Source organism: Halomonas sp. XH26 (assembly GCF_024138895.1).
Taxonomy (GTDB): Bacteria; Pseudomonadota; Gammaproteobacteria; order Pseudomonadales; family Halomonadaceae; genus Vreelandella; species Vreelandella alkaliphila.
In genome coordinates, this window is the sequence record NZ_CP071889.1 from 2909914 (window position 1) to 2926748 (window position 16835).

Annotated in this window: 20 protein-coding genes; 9 read left to right on the forward strand and 11 right to left on the reverse strand. The window is 51.8% G+C overall.

Features of this window, described 5'->3' with window-relative positions:
* Positions 1-104: 104 nt before the first annotated feature.
* On the reverse strand, positions 105-434 hold the full coding sequence (locus J4377_RS13285) for a hypothetical protein (RefSeq protein WP_038477428.1): 330 nt from the start codon (positions 432-434) through the stop codon (positions 105-107).
* 244 nt (positions 435-678) lie between these two features.
* Here J4377_RS13285 and sstT point away from each other — a divergent pair, with 244 nt between their 5' ends.
* From sstT to J4377_RS13305, 4 genes are all read left to right on the forward strand, one after another.
* The gene (gene sstT, locus J4377_RS13290) at positions 679-1914 is read left to right on the forward strand and encodes a serine/threonine transporter SstT (RefSeq protein ID WP_253485872.1); all 1236 of its coding nucleotides are present in this window, start codon (positions 679-681) and stop codon (positions 1912-1914) included.
* A 69-nt stretch (positions 1915-1983) separates the two neighbouring features.
* The gene (locus tag J4377_RS13295) at positions 1984-2514 is read left to right on the forward strand and encodes a helix-turn-helix domain-containing protein (protein WP_038477434.1); all 531 of its coding nucleotides are present in this window, start codon (positions 1984-1986) and stop codon (positions 2512-2514) included.
* Positions 2511-3236: an AzlC family ABC transporter permease gene (locus tag J4377_RS13300; RefSeq protein WP_038477437.1), complete on the forward strand. Its 726-nt coding sequence runs from the start codon at positions 2511-2513 to the stop codon at positions 3234-3236. Before J4377_RS13295 ends, J4377_RS13300 begins: the two co-directional genes overlap by 4 nt.
* The gene (locus J4377_RS13305; protein ID WP_038477440.1) at positions 3229-3564 is read left to right on the forward strand and encodes an AzlD domain-containing protein; all 336 of its coding nucleotides are present in this window, start codon (positions 3229-3231) and stop codon (positions 3562-3564) included. Before J4377_RS13300 ends, J4377_RS13305 begins: the two co-directional genes overlap by 8 nt.
* A gap of 15 nt (positions 3565-3579) precedes the next feature.
* Here J4377_RS13305 and J4377_RS13310 read toward each other — a convergent pair whose 3' ends face one another.
* The 8 genes from J4377_RS13310 to J4377_RS13345 form a co-directional block, all read right to left on the reverse strand.
* The gene (locus tag J4377_RS13310; protein ID WP_253485874.1) at positions 3580-4869 is read right to left on the reverse strand and encodes a TRAP transporter large permease; all 1290 of its coding nucleotides are present in this window, start codon (positions 4867-4869) and stop codon (positions 3580-3582) included.
* Complete coding sequence (locus J4377_RS13315) at positions 4866-5372, reverse strand: TRAP transporter small permease (RefSeq protein WP_038477446.1); 507 nt, start codon at positions 5370-5372, stop codon at positions 4866-4868. Before J4377_RS13315 ends, J4377_RS13310 begins: the two co-directional genes overlap by 4 nt.
* A gap of 76 nt (positions 5373-5448) precedes the next feature.
* Positions 5449-6435, reverse strand: a complete 987-nt coding sequence (locus tag J4377_RS13320; RefSeq protein ID WP_051626349.1) for a TRAP transporter substrate-binding protein — start codon at positions 6433-6435, stop codon at positions 5449-5451.
* A gap of 105 nt (positions 6436-6540) precedes the next feature.
* Positions 6541-7119 (reverse strand): peroxidase-related enzyme, encoded by a 579-nt coding sequence (locus J4377_RS13325; RefSeq protein ID WP_038477449.1) that lies wholly within the window; start codon positions 7117-7119, stop codon positions 6541-6543.
* Positions 7116-7610 carry a CMD domain-containing protein gene (locus J4377_RS13330; RefSeq protein ID WP_095603949.1) on the reverse strand — a complete coding sequence of 165 codons (495 nt, stop codon included), beginning with the start codon at positions 7608-7610 and terminating at the stop codon, positions 7116-7118. Before J4377_RS13330 ends, J4377_RS13325 begins: the two co-directional genes overlap by 4 nt.
* A gap of 48 nt (positions 7611-7658) precedes the next feature.
* Positions 7659-9113 (reverse strand): NAD(P)-binding domain-containing protein, encoded by a 1455-nt coding sequence (locus J4377_RS13335; RefSeq protein WP_095603950.1) that lies wholly within the window; start codon positions 9111-9113, stop codon positions 7659-7661.
* A complete protein-coding gene (locus J4377_RS13340) occupies positions 9110-10759 on the reverse strand; it encodes an aminotransferase class V-fold PLP-dependent enzyme (RefSeq protein WP_253485876.1) in 1650 nt (549 codons plus the stop codon). Before J4377_RS13340 ends, J4377_RS13335 begins: the two co-directional genes overlap by 4 nt.
* Positions 10760-10763: 4 nt before the next feature.
* A complete protein-coding gene (locus J4377_RS13345) occupies positions 10764-11231 on the reverse strand; it encodes an Lrp/AsnC family transcriptional regulator (RefSeq protein WP_198348988.1) in 468 nt (155 codons plus the stop codon).
* Positions 11232-11567: 336 nt separating this feature from the next.
* Between J4377_RS13345 and J4377_RS13350 the strand changes: the two genes are divergently transcribed.
* The 3 genes from J4377_RS13350 to J4377_RS13360 are packed head-to-tail and all read left to right on the forward strand — an operon-like array spanning position 11568 to position 12361.
* On the forward strand, positions 11568-11777 hold the full coding sequence (locus J4377_RS13350) for a hypothetical protein (RefSeq protein ID WP_233437198.1): 210 nt from the start codon (positions 11568-11570) through the stop codon (positions 11775-11777).
* Between the two features lie 6 nt (positions 11778-11783).
* Positions 11784-11924: a hypothetical protein gene (locus J4377_RS13355; RefSeq protein WP_253485878.1), complete on the forward strand. Its 141-nt coding sequence runs from the start codon at positions 11784-11786 to the stop codon at positions 11922-11924.
* On the forward strand, positions 11906-12361 hold the full coding sequence (locus J4377_RS13360) for a sucrase ferredoxin (protein WP_253485880.1): 456 nt from the start codon (positions 11906-11908) through the stop codon (positions 12359-12361). The genes J4377_RS13355 and J4377_RS13360 overlap by 19 nt, the downstream gene beginning before the upstream one ends.
* Here the strand turns inward: J4377_RS13360 and J4377_RS13365 are convergent.
* Both J4377_RS13365 and J4377_RS13370 read right to left on the reverse strand, forming a co-directional pair.
* Positions 12345-13700 carry a serine hydrolase gene (locus J4377_RS13365; protein WP_253485881.1) on the reverse strand — a complete coding sequence of 452 codons (1356 nt, stop codon included), beginning with the start codon at positions 13698-13700 and terminating at the stop codon, positions 12345-12347. The genes J4377_RS13360 and J4377_RS13365 overlap by 17 nt on opposite strands.
* Positions 13701-13788: 88 nt before the next feature.
* Complete coding sequence (locus J4377_RS13370; protein WP_253485883.1) at positions 13789-14841, reverse strand: diguanylate cyclase domain-containing protein; 1053 nt, start codon at positions 14839-14841, stop codon at positions 13789-13791.
* Between the two features lie 344 nt (positions 14842-15185).
* On the opposite strand from J4377_RS13370, the gene J4377_RS13375 reads away from it, so the two are divergent.
* The gene (locus tag J4377_RS13375; protein ID WP_038477464.1) at positions 15186-15905 is read left to right on the forward strand and encodes a Crp/Fnr family transcriptional regulator; all 720 of its coding nucleotides are present in this window, start codon (positions 15186-15188) and stop codon (positions 15903-15905) included.
* 194 nt (positions 15906-16099) lie between these two features.
* Positions 16100-16816 (forward strand): Crp/Fnr family transcriptional regulator, encoded by a 717-nt coding sequence (locus J4377_RS13380; RefSeq protein ID WP_253485885.1) that lies wholly within the window; start codon positions 16100-16102, stop codon positions 16814-16816.
* Positions 16817-16835: the final 19 nt, after the last annotated feature.

Genomic DNA, 16835 nt, shown 5'->3' on the forward strand with positions numbered 1-16835 from the left:
TAAACGCTGATAACACGGAGTGCTCAACAAAACGGCTTGCCTCTATCCCGAAGAATCATCAGCAAGGGCGCTGTTAGGGGAGGCAAACCGTTGGGAGTTTTTTATCAGTCTAAATCATCTAGCGTAACCACAAGATCCCGGGTAGATACATCTACCTTCCAGAAGGTATAGCTGTCGTCGTCTTCATCGACCAAACGAATATCGAAGATAGGACTGTCATATCCCGTAATCGTCACCCGCTGAGTATCACCATCCATCAGAACATCATTGCCGAGCACATCCTCTTCCCAGCTTTTCGAATCTGTTGGGCTTATATACATGTAATACAAGATATAGCCCGTACGATTAGTGATATCGATGTAGTAGTCGGCAGCCATTGCAAGCGAAGAGCTACACAGTATCAGCAGTGCAGCGAATAACACTTTAATGCGCATTGATAAGTTTCCTGTTCTTTTCTCTTTTAAGAGAAGCGATAGATTGCAACGTAGGTATCGCCAAGATCAAAACATAGCGATCAGCACATTATATCGCCAGTTACTTATCTAATTGAGCGCCCTCCCCAAGTTTTTCATACAACTGCCCGCGAGATACTCACAGCTGGTAGAATGCTGCCCCTTTCAGGCACGTCCACGGCCTATCGCCGCAACGTTTCCCCTTCTACTACCTGAGAGTCGCGCAATGATTGCCACCGTCTACACCGTGTTTCAGCCACTTTTCCGGCTGGGCCTTATCCCGCAGATTTTAATTGGCATTGTTGCCGGTGTATTCATCGCCCTTTTCACACCGGACATTGCAGGCAATGTGGCACTGCTTGGCCAGCTATTTATTGCCGCTCTGCAAGCAGTGGCCCCTATTTTAGTCTTTGTGCTGGTTACCGCTGCCATCGCTGCACACAAGAAAGGTCAACCAACTCACATTCGCCCCGTGCTCATACTGTATGTGGTAGGCACATTAATCGCTGCGCTAATTGCAGTGGCGGCAAGCTTTCTGTTCCCTACCGAACTTTCATTGAATGCGGGGCAAATTGACGGCAATCCTCCTGGGGATATTTTTAGCGTTCTAAGGGACCTGTTATTAAATGCGGTGGCTAACCCGGTAAGTGCGCTAATGGAAGCGAACTTTATCGCTATTCTGGCATGGGCCATTGGCCTTGGTTTAATGCTACGCCAAGCCAGCGACACCACCCGCCAAGCGTTAAGCGATTTATCCACTGCTGTCACCCGCATTGTCACGCTGGTAATTCGCTTAGCGCCGATTGGCATCTTTGGCTTAGTCGCGGGAACCTTGGCAGAGTCAGGGGTAGAGGCATTGCTCAACTACGCTCAACTGCTAGGTGTCATCGTTGGCTGTATGTTGTTTGTTACTCTGGTTAGCAATCCGCTGCTCGTTTATCTCACTACCCGTAAGAACCCTTACCCACTGGTGTTCACCTGCCTGCGCGGCAGTGCCATCACCGCCTTCTTTACCCGCAGCTCAGCGGCGAATATCCCCGTAAATTTAGAGCTGTGCCGCCGTTTAAAGCTGGATGCCGACACCTACGCTATTTCTATTCCGCTCGGCGCGACGATCAACATGTGTGGTGCAGCTATCACCATAACGGTGATTACCTTGGCGACCACCCATACGCTAGGCATTACCGTCGACTTCCCCACTGCCCTACTACTGTGCGTGGTGTCTGCACTGGCTGCCTGCGGTGTTTCAGGCGTAGCCGGTGGTTCGCTGATGCTCATTCCGATGGCTGCCAACCTGTTTGGCATTCCAACAGAAGTTGCCATGCAGGCAGTAGCGATTGGCTTTGTCATCAGCGTGGTACAAGACGCGACCGAAACCGCGCTGAATTCCTCAACGGATGTGCTGTTCACTGCTGCCGCCTGCCGAGCCCGTCAACCGTCCGGCTCTGACCACACGATATAACGCAATTTGTTTGACTTCTCGCTGTTCCTTATATAGAACGTTCTATAAAAGGAACAGCGAGATAATAGAATGGATGAGCACTCACTAAGTACCCTAGGCCAGCATTTGCAATCCCTTCGCCAAGCGCGGGGCTGGTCACTCTCCTATCTAGCCAATGCCGCTGGCATTGCCAAATCTAATCTGTGCCGTCTGGAACAAGGTAATGGCAACCCCACCTTGGATACCATCTGGCGGTTAGCAGTGCAGCTTAATGTCCCCTTCGGCACCCTGGTCGCGCCTATCTCTGTGCCTTTAGGTGAAGATGGCGTACAAGTTCAGTTAATTGACCAAGGAAAAGGCTCGCCTCAGGTAGATGCCTACTGGATGCGCTGCGCTCCCCATACCCTGCGCCACGCCGAAGCTCACACCCTGGGTACTCAAGAAACGCTGACCCTGATCAGCGGCTGGCTCGAAGCCGGCCCAGAAGGGGCGGTTACTGAGCTAACCCCTGGCGAAAGCATCACCTTTCGCGCTGATGAGCCTCACTTTTACCGCACCCAAGACCAAGAGGCCACCATGCTACTCACCATTACTTACGGCGAACAGGGGGATGCACCATGAACCAAGTTGTCAGCCACTCGCCGTGGCGTAGCGCGCTGCAAGGCGTGCGGGAAGCGATTCCGCTATTGGGTGGTTACATACCGGTGGCGCTATCATTTGGTTTAGTGGCTAGCCAAGCAGGCTTTAGCACATGGGAAGCCACAGCTATATCAGCGCTGATTTACGCGGGTGCTTCGCAGTTTTTGTTTGTGGGCATGATCGCCACCGGCGCTCCGCTGTGGTTGGTGGTAGCAATGACATTACTGATTAATGTGCGCCATGTAGTGTACGGCCCTAACCTAGCCGAGCTGCTGCCGCGCAGCCGCCACTGGCCATGGCTAATGCACGGCCTAACCGACCAGGTATTTGCTCTGGCATTAACCAGGCTTCCTCAGTTGCCTGACGCGAAGCGCTTTAGCTGGTTTGTAGGTGCATCGTTACTGGCGTGGGGAGCATGGGCAGTGGGCACTGCTGTGGGGGCTACCGCTGGCGAAACATTTACCGCCCGCTGGCCGTTGTTGGGTGAAATTATGCCCTTCGCGCTGCCTGCACTATTTCTCACCATGGTGGCTCCGCGTTTTACCGATAAACGCTGGGCAGTAGCAATGGGACTCACCATCATTGCCGCACTGTGTTTAACGCTGACTGGATGGGGCAATGTGGCCATCCCATTGGCGGCTGCCTGTGGCGCGCTGTGCTTCTACCTGGTGAAGTTTGAAAAAAGGAGAGGAAGTAATGAGTAGCGCGTTGTGGTTAGCGGTGATGATATCCGCGATAGGTACTCTGCTGATGCGTGTGGTGCCTTTTCTATGGATGCAGCGCCGTATAAACAGTGAGACAGGCATTAACAATATGCCCCAGTGGCTAAGTATTCTCGGCCCGCTGATGATCGCCGCTGTGCTCGGTGTTTCTATCGTGCCAGTGAGCCCGAGTGCTGTTTCATGGATTGCCACTGCTATCGGTCTTGCCGTCACATTGTGGGTATGGTCGCGGCTCCGCTCTTTGGGCTGGCCGGTCGCTGCTGGGGTGGCGGTATTTGGCATCGTAGAGGTGGGGGTAGCGCTAATATAACGCTACCCCACCTTACTAAAACGCTTTTGGAAACACTAATTGCGGTAAATACAGAAAGACGCTTGGCAGTAGTATCATGGCGATAATGATCGACATAATGAGCACTATTAGCGGTATTACTGCCATAAAAGCACGCGGCATGGAAACTTCGCCAATCTGTGTTGCGATAAGCAGACAAATACCATAGGGAGGCGTAATCAACCCTAAGGTGAGCGATAAAACCACTACCAGCGCCATGTGGACCTGGTTGATATCAGCTGCGATACACAGCCCCTGAATAATGGGGAGGAAGATAATGACTGCTGTCACTGGGCTGAGGACAGTGCCAATCACTAACATGAACAGCATCACCAACAGCATGATGCCCACCCGCGATTGCGTTACGGTGAGGATAAAGTTAGCGACCTCCTGAGCGATCCCCAAGTACGAAATCAGCCATCCCATAATGCCTGCGGAAGCGACAGCAAACATCGGTAACGAAAAGGCTACAACCGAATCTGACAAAATGCCGGGAAGCTGCCTAAAACGTATCGCTCGATAAAAAACAAAGGCCAACAACACGCCTACTAAGACCGCTACCGAAGCAGCTTCCGTGGCAGTGAATACGCCTAGGGTGATGCCACCTAGCACCACTAGCGGCAGCACCATAGGTGGAGCAGCGGTGATCGCAGTGCGCCCCATTTGGCGGAAAGAGAACTTACCCGTTGCTTTAATATCGTGCTTTCTCGCGATGTAATACACATAGCCCATCTGCATCAAACCGACGAGTATCCCTGGCAGAATGCCACCCATAAACAGAGCACCCACGGATACGTTGCCAAAAGCACCGTAAATTACCATGAGAATCGAGGGAGGAATGATCCCCCCCAGCACGGACGATGCGGCCGTCAATGCCACAGCAAACGGCGCGGGATAGCCCGACTTCTTCATCGCAGGAATGAGCACCGCCCCCACGCTGGCAGTATCTGCAGCTGCAGACCCCGAAAGGCTGGCGAACATCATGGATACCATGACATTGATGTGGCCCAGACCGCCGCGAACATGCCCAACGGTGCTATCCGCAAAGCGCAGCAGGCGGTCGGTGATGCCCCCGTCGTTCATCAGGCGCCCTAACAATAGGAAGAAAGGCACGGCCAGTAACGGGAATGAGTTAATGCTGGCAAACATCTGATTAACGACCGAGGTTAAAGGCAGCCCCAATTGCATGATCGTCAATATGGAAGCCAAACCAATCGCAAAAGCGATAGGAACACTTAGGCCGATAAGAACCAGAAAACTGCCAATCAAGGTAATCAGTGGACTCATGATTCAGGGGCCTCTCCACCACTGGCCGCATCTCTACCAGCACGCAGCTTAGCGATATCATCGCGAATAGTCTCAATAGAAAATAGCAACATGGAGATACCTGCTACGGGGATCGCGGCGAACACATAGGCCATGGGCGTACCTAAAGCTACCGAACGTCGGTTCCAGCCCATATCCACCAGTACATTACCGTGCACAATCAGTACATAGATCACGGGCAGACAGGCGAGGCTACCGAATAAGCGTAATACGCGCTGAGTAATAACAAAGCTTGGAGGGAAAACGTCCACCACATAGTGCCTACGCTTACGCAGTGCAATGGCCGCTCCAATAAAGACCGCCCAAATGAAACAAGCCATAGCGACTTCATCGGTCCACGATACTGATATTTTCAGGTAGTTACGTGCCACCACCTGATAGAGCACCGTTAGGATAAAGGCTGCAAACAGCGAGCCTGCGATAAATGTCAGGAGTTTCTCCAACAGATCGTTTATTTTCCGCATTTTTCTGCCCTTACATTGGCGCACTGCTTTCAGATGAGACACAAAGCAGCACGCCAAAGCGCTGATGGATCGCGGTTTACAGGTTGCGAATCGTGTCAAGCAGCTCAGTCAAACCACGTTCCTCAGCAAACTCGTCATGCAGAGGAACGACCGCATCAATGAAGGCCTGCTTGTCGACTTCAGTCACCGTTACACCTAGCTCCTCGAATTCCTGAATAAACTCCGCATCGTACTCCACTCCTTTTTCAGTGCCGAACTCACCCGCATTCTGGGCCGCATTGAGAATGATGGCCTGATCCTCTTCCGAGAAGCGGTTAAAGCGGTTCTCACTGATGGAAATATGGCTCATCATCACCTGGTGTTCGGTTTTGGCATGATAAGGAGCTACTTCATAAAGGCGGCTTGAGTAATAACCACTGATGGTGCTCTCGAAGGCCCCCACTACGCCGGTTTGCAGGCCAGTGTAGATTTCTGTCCATGGTAGCGATGTCGTCAACGCACCGACTGATTGCCACATATCAGCATCCAGGCGGGAACCAGTCACACGCATCTTGATACCTTGCAGATCAGAGGGCTGGGTGACAGGTCCGGTATTGGTACTTAAATTGCGCGTTCCCCCTCCTGTCAGACTCAACAACTTCAAGCCTACGCCTGACTCCTGCATAGCGTTGGCGAAGTAGTCAAACACGGGCGAGTCTGGAGAGGTGGCAGCCCGGAATTTATCCATATCTTCAAACAGATAATTAAGACTGAAAATTTCAAACTCAGGGGTATACGGCGAAATATTCATCACACCGCCAATGATCATATCGGTAGTACCGATACGAATCTCATCGACCATTGTCTGGTCATTACCTAATTGGCCACCTGGGAAAATCTGTACATCGATACGCCCATCGGTCGCTTCTGCTACTTCGGCTTTAAACGCTTCAGCAGCATCAATCCATGGGTGAGGAGCACTTACTACCGTGCCCAAGCGCAAGGTTTCTGCCATAGCAGGGGAAATAAAAAGCATGGAAGTTGCGGCTGCCAGAGCCAAGCGCGAAAACGTACGTTTTGTCATGGGGACGTTCCTCTTATTTATGTACTAACTGCCTATAGGTACTAGCTGCCGATAGATACTCGCCAGGGATGTGCCAACGTTTTAAAAAGCGGGTGCTTGTTTAAGCTATGCTCCCGATACAGGTTCACCAAGGGTATGCATAAGCCGGTTTGCCCAGCCAAATAGAGTGGTTGAGAGGGTAAGATCCAAAATTTCCTGATCATCCAGCCCCGCTTCACGTAGGCTGGCAATATCATCTTCGGTTACTTGGGGAGGACACTCAGAGAGCCGCATGCCGAACTTAAGGATGGCACGTTGACGTGCATCGATATCCGCCTTTTCTCCATTGAAGAAGATCTCCTGCATCACCCGCTCATCACGCGTCAGGTTGTTATAACGCTGAGCATGTACAGCCGCGCAGTAGATACAGCGGTTGACGACCGATGCTGCCACCGCTCCCAGTTCCCGCTCTTCACGGGATAAACCACCCTTGTCATACATGATGCCGTTAAATAGAGAAGTGCGGATACGCAGCGGCTCAGGATCATGCGCCAACACCAATACATAGTCGGAAATTTTGGTGTTGGAAGGCGTTTCTTTCAGCGCTTCCCGTTGAGCAGGCGTCGCCTGATCAAAATCAATCGGGGTGATATGGGGACGCCACGTGGGTACCCGGGTGGTGAACTTGTGAATGACACGACTCATTGGCTTTTCCCCATCACACTCAGCACAGCAGCAACGCGTAGCTGGTAGTTAACGAAAGCAACCAGCCCGGCTAAGCGGACAATATCTGCTTCATCAATGCCTGCGGTACGTAGCGAACCGATTGTTGCTTCGCTGGCATCTCGCGGCCGTTCGGTGACTAAGTCAACGTAATCCACCATCGCAACCAAACGCTGGTTATCCGCCGGAGGCATTTGTCCTGGAAGGGCTAGTTGGTAAGGGTCGGCATCATCGCCATGCCCGGCAAGCAAATCAGCATAGTGCTGTGTCAGCCCAGCTTGCTGGCAAATTCTCGCCATACGGCATGCCAGCGCCGCTCTTAAGCTGGCAGGCAGATTCCCGGCATCACTGGGTAGCAGCGCTGCTTCATAGGATGCTTGTGTTAGCTCCATCAATTTGCCGCGCATAGTCAGGGCTTCGGCCAGCGGGCCGCTGCTGGGCACGCCAGCGGCTGATTCAAGTACATGTGACATTTCGGTTCCTTAACATTGCAATACAAAGACGACGTTAGCGCTACGCATTCAAGGCAATGGGGAAGGCTCCCACTCATCCCCCAGTAGTTCCGGAGAGTCGTAGTGTTCGAGTAGCTGCCAGTGGCGCTCAATGTCTTCTCGATAAAAGCCTGCGGCAATTGCGCCTGCCAGCCAGCTAGCTCCTTCGCTGATCCCAGGAATGTCACCGCTGACTTTGCCTAAACTAATAGAGGCACCATAGTTGAAGCAGTGGATATTACGCAGCCAGGGGGCCGCTCCTGGCTCTCGCTCCTGGAAGGCAAAGTCGCGATCTACGTAAGGAAAATTACCCAGCTCTTCGTGCTGAAGCTCGGTGGGTGGCTGATATCGATCACGCCACAGCAGAATACGATCGGCATACCCTGCCAGCTCGGTACGAGCCAGTGGGTCAACTTCAAACCCAGTTCCCAGAATCAGAAAGTCGCAGCGAACCTGTTTGCCCTGCTGGGTCGTGATCACCACTTCCGACCCTTCAACTCGAATATTTTCAATGCCACAACCAAAGTGAAAATAAGCATTCTTATGGCGGCTGACGCGCAACGTCGAGCCGCGGGGAGGCGGCGTCTGGGTGATAAAAGAGTAGTGCATAATGCGCCAGCGCCACTCATCCGGCAGTGTTGCGTAGCCATGAGTAAAGCCATAGGAGCCAATACCCATCATTTTGTTGATTGTCGGCATCTGCTGACGGCGAATCAGGAAGCGAACCTCGCTGGCTCCATGCTCCAGCGCCTCAGCAGCATTATCAATCGCCGAGGCGCCTACCCCCACCACGACCACACGCTTCCCTTTAAGGGCAGTAAAGTCGATATCGTCCGCCGTGTGTGCCCAGCTAGATTCCGGCAAACCAGCAACGAAATCGGGAATCTTGGGGGCACCGGTACCTTCACGGCCAGTCGCCATAATCAGTTTACGTGTTAGAACACGTTCAGCCGTCGCGCCTGGGCCAGAAAGCTCAAGACTGAGTAGCTCTCCCTCGGGCTTAACATGCTCAACCTTGACACTATTTTCGACCGGCAGGTTGAGAACTTCACGGTACCAGCAAAGGTACTCCATCCAGGTAGGTCGAGGAATCTTGTCAAGAATTTCCCAGGCCTCGGTGCCAAACTGCGCCTCATACCAAGCCCGGAAGGTCAGTGAGGCAAACCCATAGCTGGGTCCTGGTAATGTTTTCGGCGAACGCAGTGTCTCCATGCGGGCATAGTTCATCCAGGGCCCTTCTTTACCCGCCGGGTTGCGATCAAAAATGCGGATATTGGCGATACCTCCCGACAATAGCGCGAAAGCCGCCACCAAACCGCACTGCCCACCGCCCACAATTACGACATCGTAAACGTGCCGCCCATCCTCTCTCTCTAATGGGGGGACCCAATTAGCAGGTGGCAGGTTCAGACAGGCGAGGTCGTGCTTCACGCGTGCATTCAAGGCTTCAAGGCCGGCACCGGCCAAAGAGGGAGTGAGGGTCATGGCATCATCTCGGCTTGTGTCTGCATGGCCTGTTCGGCTTCATGGGGCCACCAGAACCAACGAACGGGTACATCTTCAGCATGGCGATTAGCGGGTAAAGGCAAGGCTTTCGCCAGTTCAACCAATTCAAGCGCTCTGGCAAAGCAATCAAGTACTGTGGCCTCGTCAGCTGTTCCAACAGATGCATCCTTAGTGAAAAGCGTATCCAATAGGCATGGCGTTACTGACTCTTCGGATTGAGCTGACGCATCAGGGCGCTGGGCAACCCAAACACCACTATGTTCATCCACAGAGTAAAGTTTCATTAATACTGGGGCATAACGCGCAATAAACTCGACCGCTGATATTACATAGTTAGCCGACTCATTGCTAAAAAAGAAGTTAAATCCGAGTCTTACCCAACCTGGGCGATATATGCTTCTACCTTTTTGGACTAACGCTTCATGCGCTGCAGCCGTATCACTATCAATGGAAAGCAGTTCATGACCATAAGGGCCCGCGCAGGAACAGCCACCTCTAGCCTGAATACCGAATAGGTCATTCAACATGGCAACCACGAGGTTATGGTGTATCGCCCTTTCTCCAGCAGTGACATTGAACGAGAAGATGGCCAGCCTGGGCGCATTAAGTGATCCAAGCAGGTTTAGGTTGGCTATTTTTTGCCAGCATTCCACCGCCATGGCCACCAACTCTTGCTCGCGCAACTCAATGGCCTCAGTGCCAACTTTTGCTTTGATCCGAAACGCTAACCCTGCGCGAATATCGCCCAAAATATTAGGCGTACCCGCTTCCTCCCGACGCTCGACACTCTGAACATAGCGATGATGGGAGGCAGTTACATAGGATACCGTGCCGCCACCGGCAATGGATGGCTTCGCATTGCGGCACACCGCTTTGCGAATCACCAGCACGCCGGAACTTCCAGGTCCACCAACAAACTTATGAGGGGAAAGGAAGACGGCATCCAAATGATCGCCTTGGCCGCTGCCTGCCATATTGATCGCGACATAGGGCCCACTTGCCGCATAGTCGAACACAGCCAAGCCGCCATATTGGTGCGCTAACTTGGCTATCTGGGCCACGGGCGACAAAATCCCCGTTACATTCGAAGCAGCCGAAAACGCCACGACTTTAACTTCCCGCTCGGCATGTGCCTGCAATTGCTGTTCTAGTATTCCCAGATCAACAAGACCATGGCTATCCAGAGGAGTACGTACCAGATCAACATCGCACTCACGCCATACCAGGTCATTGGAGTGATGCTCATAGGGGCCAACGAAAACAACCGGTTTGGAGACCTTCGAAGTCACTTGCCCATGGGTCAACTCAAGAATGCGACAGCAACGATCTATCGCCGCGGTAGCACCAGCACCAGCAAAAATGACCGCATATTCGTCATCAGCACCTACAGACTCCGCCACTGCTTGGCGAGCAGCTTCCCGTAGCCGCGTGGTTATTTTACCGGTGTAAGAGGTTTCGGTATGCGTATTGGCATACAGAGGCAACACCTCCTCCTGAATTGCCCGCTCTACTATATCCAACGCCCTTCCCGATGCCGTGTAATCGGCATAGAGCAAGGGGCAGTCACCAAATGGGCCGGGAATCAAGCGCCCTTCTCCAATGACCCCACTCTGTAGGCGCTCCATCCACTCACGAGAGATCGCCGAGGGGGAGCTCGGTGGTTTTCTTGACTTGTTCCATTGAGAAGCACGATGTGACATTACTGAGCTCTATTTTCGCAATCAGCCTTTTATAAAAGGCGTCATAAGATTGGTTATTACGCGTAATGACCTTGAGTAAGTAGTCGTATTCACCTGCGAGACGATTAACTTCTACGATCTCAGGAAAGTTTTTAACCGTTTCCTGAAATGTATCAAGCCAAGCTTGGTTGTGTTTATCCGTTTTAACCATCACAAACACAGTAAGACTAAGATCCAATTTCTCAGGGTTCAGTACGGCAATTCTTTTTTCTATAATTCCGTCTTTTTCCAGCTTTTGTATTCGCCGCCAACACGGCGTAACAGAGAGACCAACCCCTTCTGCAAGCTGTGCAATAGAAAGACTATCATCGCGCTGAAGCTGTTCAAGAATTTTTAAATCAAACCGATCAATAAGCAATTTATTTCCCCTCTATACGATTACAAGGAATTTTATTCTTTATAGCCTTTGCTCGATACGGTCAAGGGAAATAATTTTTCACCTCCAACTCTGTTGATTTCAACTAAACATCTACTCCGGCTAAAAGGACATCCCAAAACAGTGCAAAAAAATTTGCTGCACCACAAAGAACAATACATAAAAGATTAAAATCGAAACCACTATAGTGTTAAAAACATGGGGTTAAAAGCATGGCATTAAAAGCACACAATTGATTAAAACTCTTTGATCGATCATGAATATATACGCCCTTGAACACGCACTCTTGAACACATAGGCTCTTGAACATATCGCCCTATGAAGCACACTTTCTGCGCCGACCTCAGCCGTGAACAGAGTGATCCATTAGCTGGGAGCGCTGCCCATGCCGAACTCAATCTATTAATCAGTTGGCCGCGCGCAAAGTGGCTGCGCAAATTGCGCCATGCCAGCGACATGAACGACACGCTGAAACAGACACTAGATGACATTGCCGATAGCGGCCTACGTATTAACCTGATTCAGTAACTGGGAATGGATAAACATCAGCACCAAGTATTTCTGATGCCAGAGCGGCGGCGCTTTCTAACCCTAATCGCCCGCCATCACTTAGAAGACTTTTTAAGCGCTCTGCAAACAGGCAACAGCTTGGCAGAGTGGGAACAGCCCCGCTAGAAAAGGACCTACTGCTCTGCTGCACCCACGGCACTAAAGACAAATGCTGCGCCAAGTACGGCTACCAAACCTATAAGGCGCTGGCTCAAACGGTTGCTGACCACCAGCTACCGTTTGAGGTCTGGGAAAGCAGCCATCTGGGTGGCCGCCAGTGCAGCTCACAACTCACCCCCGCCCAACAGTATGCAGAATTAGCCGCCCTGACTCACCTAAGTACACAACTAAGCACGGATCAACACCAACCCCAGCTAGCGCTGCTGGAAGATGGCGGCAGTGAGCAAGAACGCCTGATACGCTGGCAGTGGCAACGGGGCAACACTCAAGGCCAACTCAGCGTGCGCTGCCAAGCCACCACCATCATGCGAATTGACACCTGCGCCGACCTTGAGAAAGGACCCATGGAAAGTACTGTTTGGCATATTACTCAGGTGTCATAGCCGCTTTTTCCATCAAATACTCTGCAACCGCCTGATAGGCGGGAAGTGAAGTCGGGTCATTAGCCGCATTTCCTGCCACCGGGTGCGATGCAAAGCGCACAATGACCATCTCAGCGGTGGGGTCAATATAAATGGTTTGTCCATGCACCCCTCTCGCAGCAAAGGCGCCATGCTCGTTATGCAGAGACCACCACATGCCACGGTAGCTACCGCCCGGTAAATAACGGTATCCCGCGGCGGCAAACGCTTGCCTGTCGCCGCCTTGTCGTATGCGCTCAACGGCTGCTGCGGGAAATAGCCGCTCACCATTCATTACGCCTTCATTGAGCACCAACTGGCCGACCCTGGCCATATCCCGAAGGCCAGCGCTCAAACCGCCCCCTGCGAACGGCGTACCAATGGAGTCCACGGTAAAGTAAGCATCCTGCTCCATGCCTAACCGCTGCCAAAGACGCGATGACAACAGTGATGCCACCGATTCACCCGTCGTGCGCGCGATCACCCAGCCAAGTGCATCGGTATTAATCGTTTTATAGCCAAAGACCTGCCCATGCTCCCCTTCCGGTTGTACCGTTGCGAGATACTCATAATAGGTACGCGGCCCAGTGTAATCGTCTGGTTTGGGAAGCGGGCTTGCCGCTGCATTGTAGGCCCAGATCTCAGCGTTGGGGTCACTGTAATCTTCGCTGAAAGCAAGGCCTGTGGTCATTTCAAGCAGCTGTTTAACCGTGGCATTACCAAAAGCACTGTCGGCAAGTTCCGGTAAAATATCACCCACCAGCGCTTGCTCATCCAGCACGCCTTCAGCCACCAGAATTTCACCTAGCAAGCCGGTCATTGATTTAGTCACCGACATCGCGCCGTGCTGGCCCGTTTCATCCAAACAGCCTGAGTAAGTCTCATACACCACCTGGCCTTGGTGAAGAATCAGCAGACCATCGGTGTAGTTTTCATTTAGTGACGCCTGCCACGACATAGGCTCACTAGCGTCAATCGGAGTGAAGGTGACATCGTTTATCGCATCATCTAATGCATAGGGCAAAGGAGCAGGTGCGCCTAACCCACGGCTGACCTGCTTAGTAGGCAACAGCTCGCGAAAGTGGCACACCGTCCAGCGCATTTTGGGGAAACTAAAGTAGTTGGAGTCTGGCTGGCCAATCAACTGCTCCGGCGCAGGTGGGAAGCCCTGCATCCAGCCTAAGCGGTTCGGGTCAGAAGCTTCAGCACTTAATACCGAGGCACTCGCTTGCGGAGTATCCGCATAAATCATTGAGCTAATCAGCAAAGCGGGAAACGCAAGCGGCAACATCAAACTAAAACGGCGATAAAATCGTGTCATAACCAGCTCCCAGGCACACAACGTCACATAAGCGTGAGCGTAACGCTTGAGTCTAGTGAATTCTAATAGAATGGATAGCTAAACGAGTTCAACGTTCTTTATAATTGTACTGTCCACTGTTGTTTCTCATATCGTGACTAAATACTTGGTATTGATTTCGACCGCTTTTCTTTGCACGGTACATCGCGGTGTCGGCATTCTCGAGCAAACTATGTTCATTTGCCCCATGATCGGGATAGAGGCTGATCCCGATACTGACACTAATGCCTAGTTTATAGTGACCAATACAGCATGGCGTCGCTAATGCCCGAAGGATTTTTTCTGCCACTCTGGCAGCATCACTCAGTTTTTCAATTTCACTAAGCAGTACTATAAACTCATCTCCACCCTGTCGGGACACGGAGTCTGTAGCGCGTACACATTCACTGAGACAGTTAGCGACGAACTGCAATAAACTGTCGCCAACAGTATGGCCAAGTGAATCATTGATGAACTTAAAGTTATCGATATCTAAATATAACAGTGCGACATAATGGTCGTGCCGTTTTGCAAGACGGATAGCGCGAGCAAATTGTTCTGCAAATAGAAAACGATTAGGCAGCTTGGTTAGCGCATCATAGTGGGCCTGATAGGCTAGTTGCTCAGCGCGCGTTAAAGAGTGCTTGGCATCATGAAATACAATCACCGCCCCTACCGTAACACCATGGCTATCATGAATAGGAGCCGCCGAATCTTCTATCTCTAGTTGACTACCATTCTGGCGAATCAGCACGCAGTCCAGTGCCAACCCTACCGTGCGATTTTCGTCTATCGCTCTTAGCGCTGGGTTAGGCGCGGGCTCGAAAGTTTGGATATGCACGAGCTTCAAGACCTGATCAATTGGTTTACCAAGCGCCTCTGCACTCGTCCAACCGGTCAATGCTTCAGCAACGCGGTTCAGATAGGTAACCCTGGCGCTCAAATCGGTCGTCAAAACGGCATCACCGATTGAATTTAGTGTTGCTTTAGCCCACCCCCTTTCTACTTGCAGGGCATTCTCGACACTCCGCAATCGCTCGTCGGCACCTTGCTCGGCATCATTTTCTGTCGTCTGGACGTTATTGTTTTGGTGACCACCGTACAGCATGACGTTTTTATCCATGTGTAGCCTTGCCCAAGGGTAAGGTCGGCGCTGCTTTCCTTGCAGCGCACAGTGCAACATCCTGTTCAGGCATATCCCTTGCCTCACTGATAGTGACATTAGACGGTCGCTTAATGACTCACTGTGCGCTGGCGAACACAAGCAGCAAGTTATTTTAATTAGAATTGGCGACACACAAGCCCACAAATCAGTCCTATGTGCGATAGCGTACAGAGACGGCCTCAAGGCACTCTATACTTGAAAGAAGCATATCTATCAGCAGGAGACATAGATCCACAATGGCTCCCTTGTAATAGCGGCGGCTAAAAAAGCTGCTTATAAGTCAGGGATAATGAGGATATTAAATGCTTGAACCGCATGATTTTAAACAAAATGCGTTGCTAAACCTACTTCCCAGAGATGATCTCGCGCATCTGTTGCCTCACCTTGAAAAAGTGACATTGACATTGGGTCAATCACTTAGTGAATCCGGTCGGCAAATGAGCCATGTCTACTTCCCGCTGGATTCCATCGTCTCGCTACTCTGCGTGATGGAGAACGGCGCTTCGACGGAGATCGCTATAGTCGGCTACGAGGGAATTGTAGGCGTCTCGCTATTTATGGGAGGTGAAACCACCCCCAGCCGAGCGATCGTACAGAGCGCAGGACATGCTTATCGCCTTAAGGGACAGCTGCTCAAAAACGAATTCTACCGCGCCGGTGCCATGCAGAGACTGCTGCTTCGCTATACCCAAGCCTTACTGACCCAGATGGCGCAGACAGCGGTATGCAACCGTCACCACAGCGTCGACCAACAGCTATGCCGCTGGCTACTGCTCAGCCTTGATCGGCTGCCGGGAAATGAACTGGTGATGACCCAGGAATTAATTGCCAATATGTTAGGCGTGCGTCGCGAGGGGGTCACCGAGTCAGCGGGTAAACTTCAAAAGGCTGGATTGATTTCTTACAACCGAGGGCGCATTAAAGTAATCGACCGCCCTGGGCTGGAAGCACGGGTCTGCGAGTGCTACTCAGTGGTCAAACGCGAGTATGATCGACTACTCAACCACCATAACGTTATGTGAGCAACATAAGCGAAACCACTAACATAATGCCAAAAGTACTAACGCGCTATGTACGCTAGCGTGCCGACGCTTGATTCACCCAATGTTAATGTGTGGAGGTACCATTAAAAAAAGATGGTGCGTCTGCAGCCGACATCAAAATGATCGCGACCTTCATTGTGCCGTTTGCCAGGTTCTTTCAACCGGAGAGGCACATGACGTCTATTTTTCACGCTGCCGATGCCAATCACCTTCTTGCTGATCTGCCTACTGCTGAGCAAGACGCTTTGATGGCCAGTAGCGAGACTGTGTCGCTTACGTTTGGCGAAGAACTTTACCATCCCACCGATACAGTCACCCACGCCTACTTCCCCATCAACAGTTTCATTTCACAGATCGTCATTCTCCATGGGGATAGCCGCCTCGAAGTGGCGATGGCAGGACGTGAAGGCATGCTTGGCCTCTCACTGATGCTCGGTATCGAAGAAGCGCCACTGCTCGCAGTTGTTCAGGGAGCCGGGGTAGCGCTGCGTATCAACACTGCTAGCTTTCAACGGCTCTTGCTAGAGTGCCCGGTACTGCATCTGCGGCTAAAACGCTACCTTTACGTCGTCATTAATCAGCTAGCGAACTCAGCGGCCTGCATCCATTTTCACCGGATTGAGGAACGCCTTGCCCGCTGGCTGCTAATGACCCAAGACCGCGCCAAATCAGATAGATTGCAGCTAACCCACGAGTTCTTGGCCATGATGCTAGGCGTGCGACGAGCAGGGATTACGTTGGCGGCAATTGCCCTGCAAACACGCGGCCTAATTCGTTACCACCGTGGTGAAATCATCATCATGGACCGCCCCGGCCTGATCGCAGCGTCTTGCACTTGCTATAGCGAAGATTGTGCGCTGTATGCCCGTGTGCTGACACCACACAGCTAACGGAGCAGTGGCGGAAAAC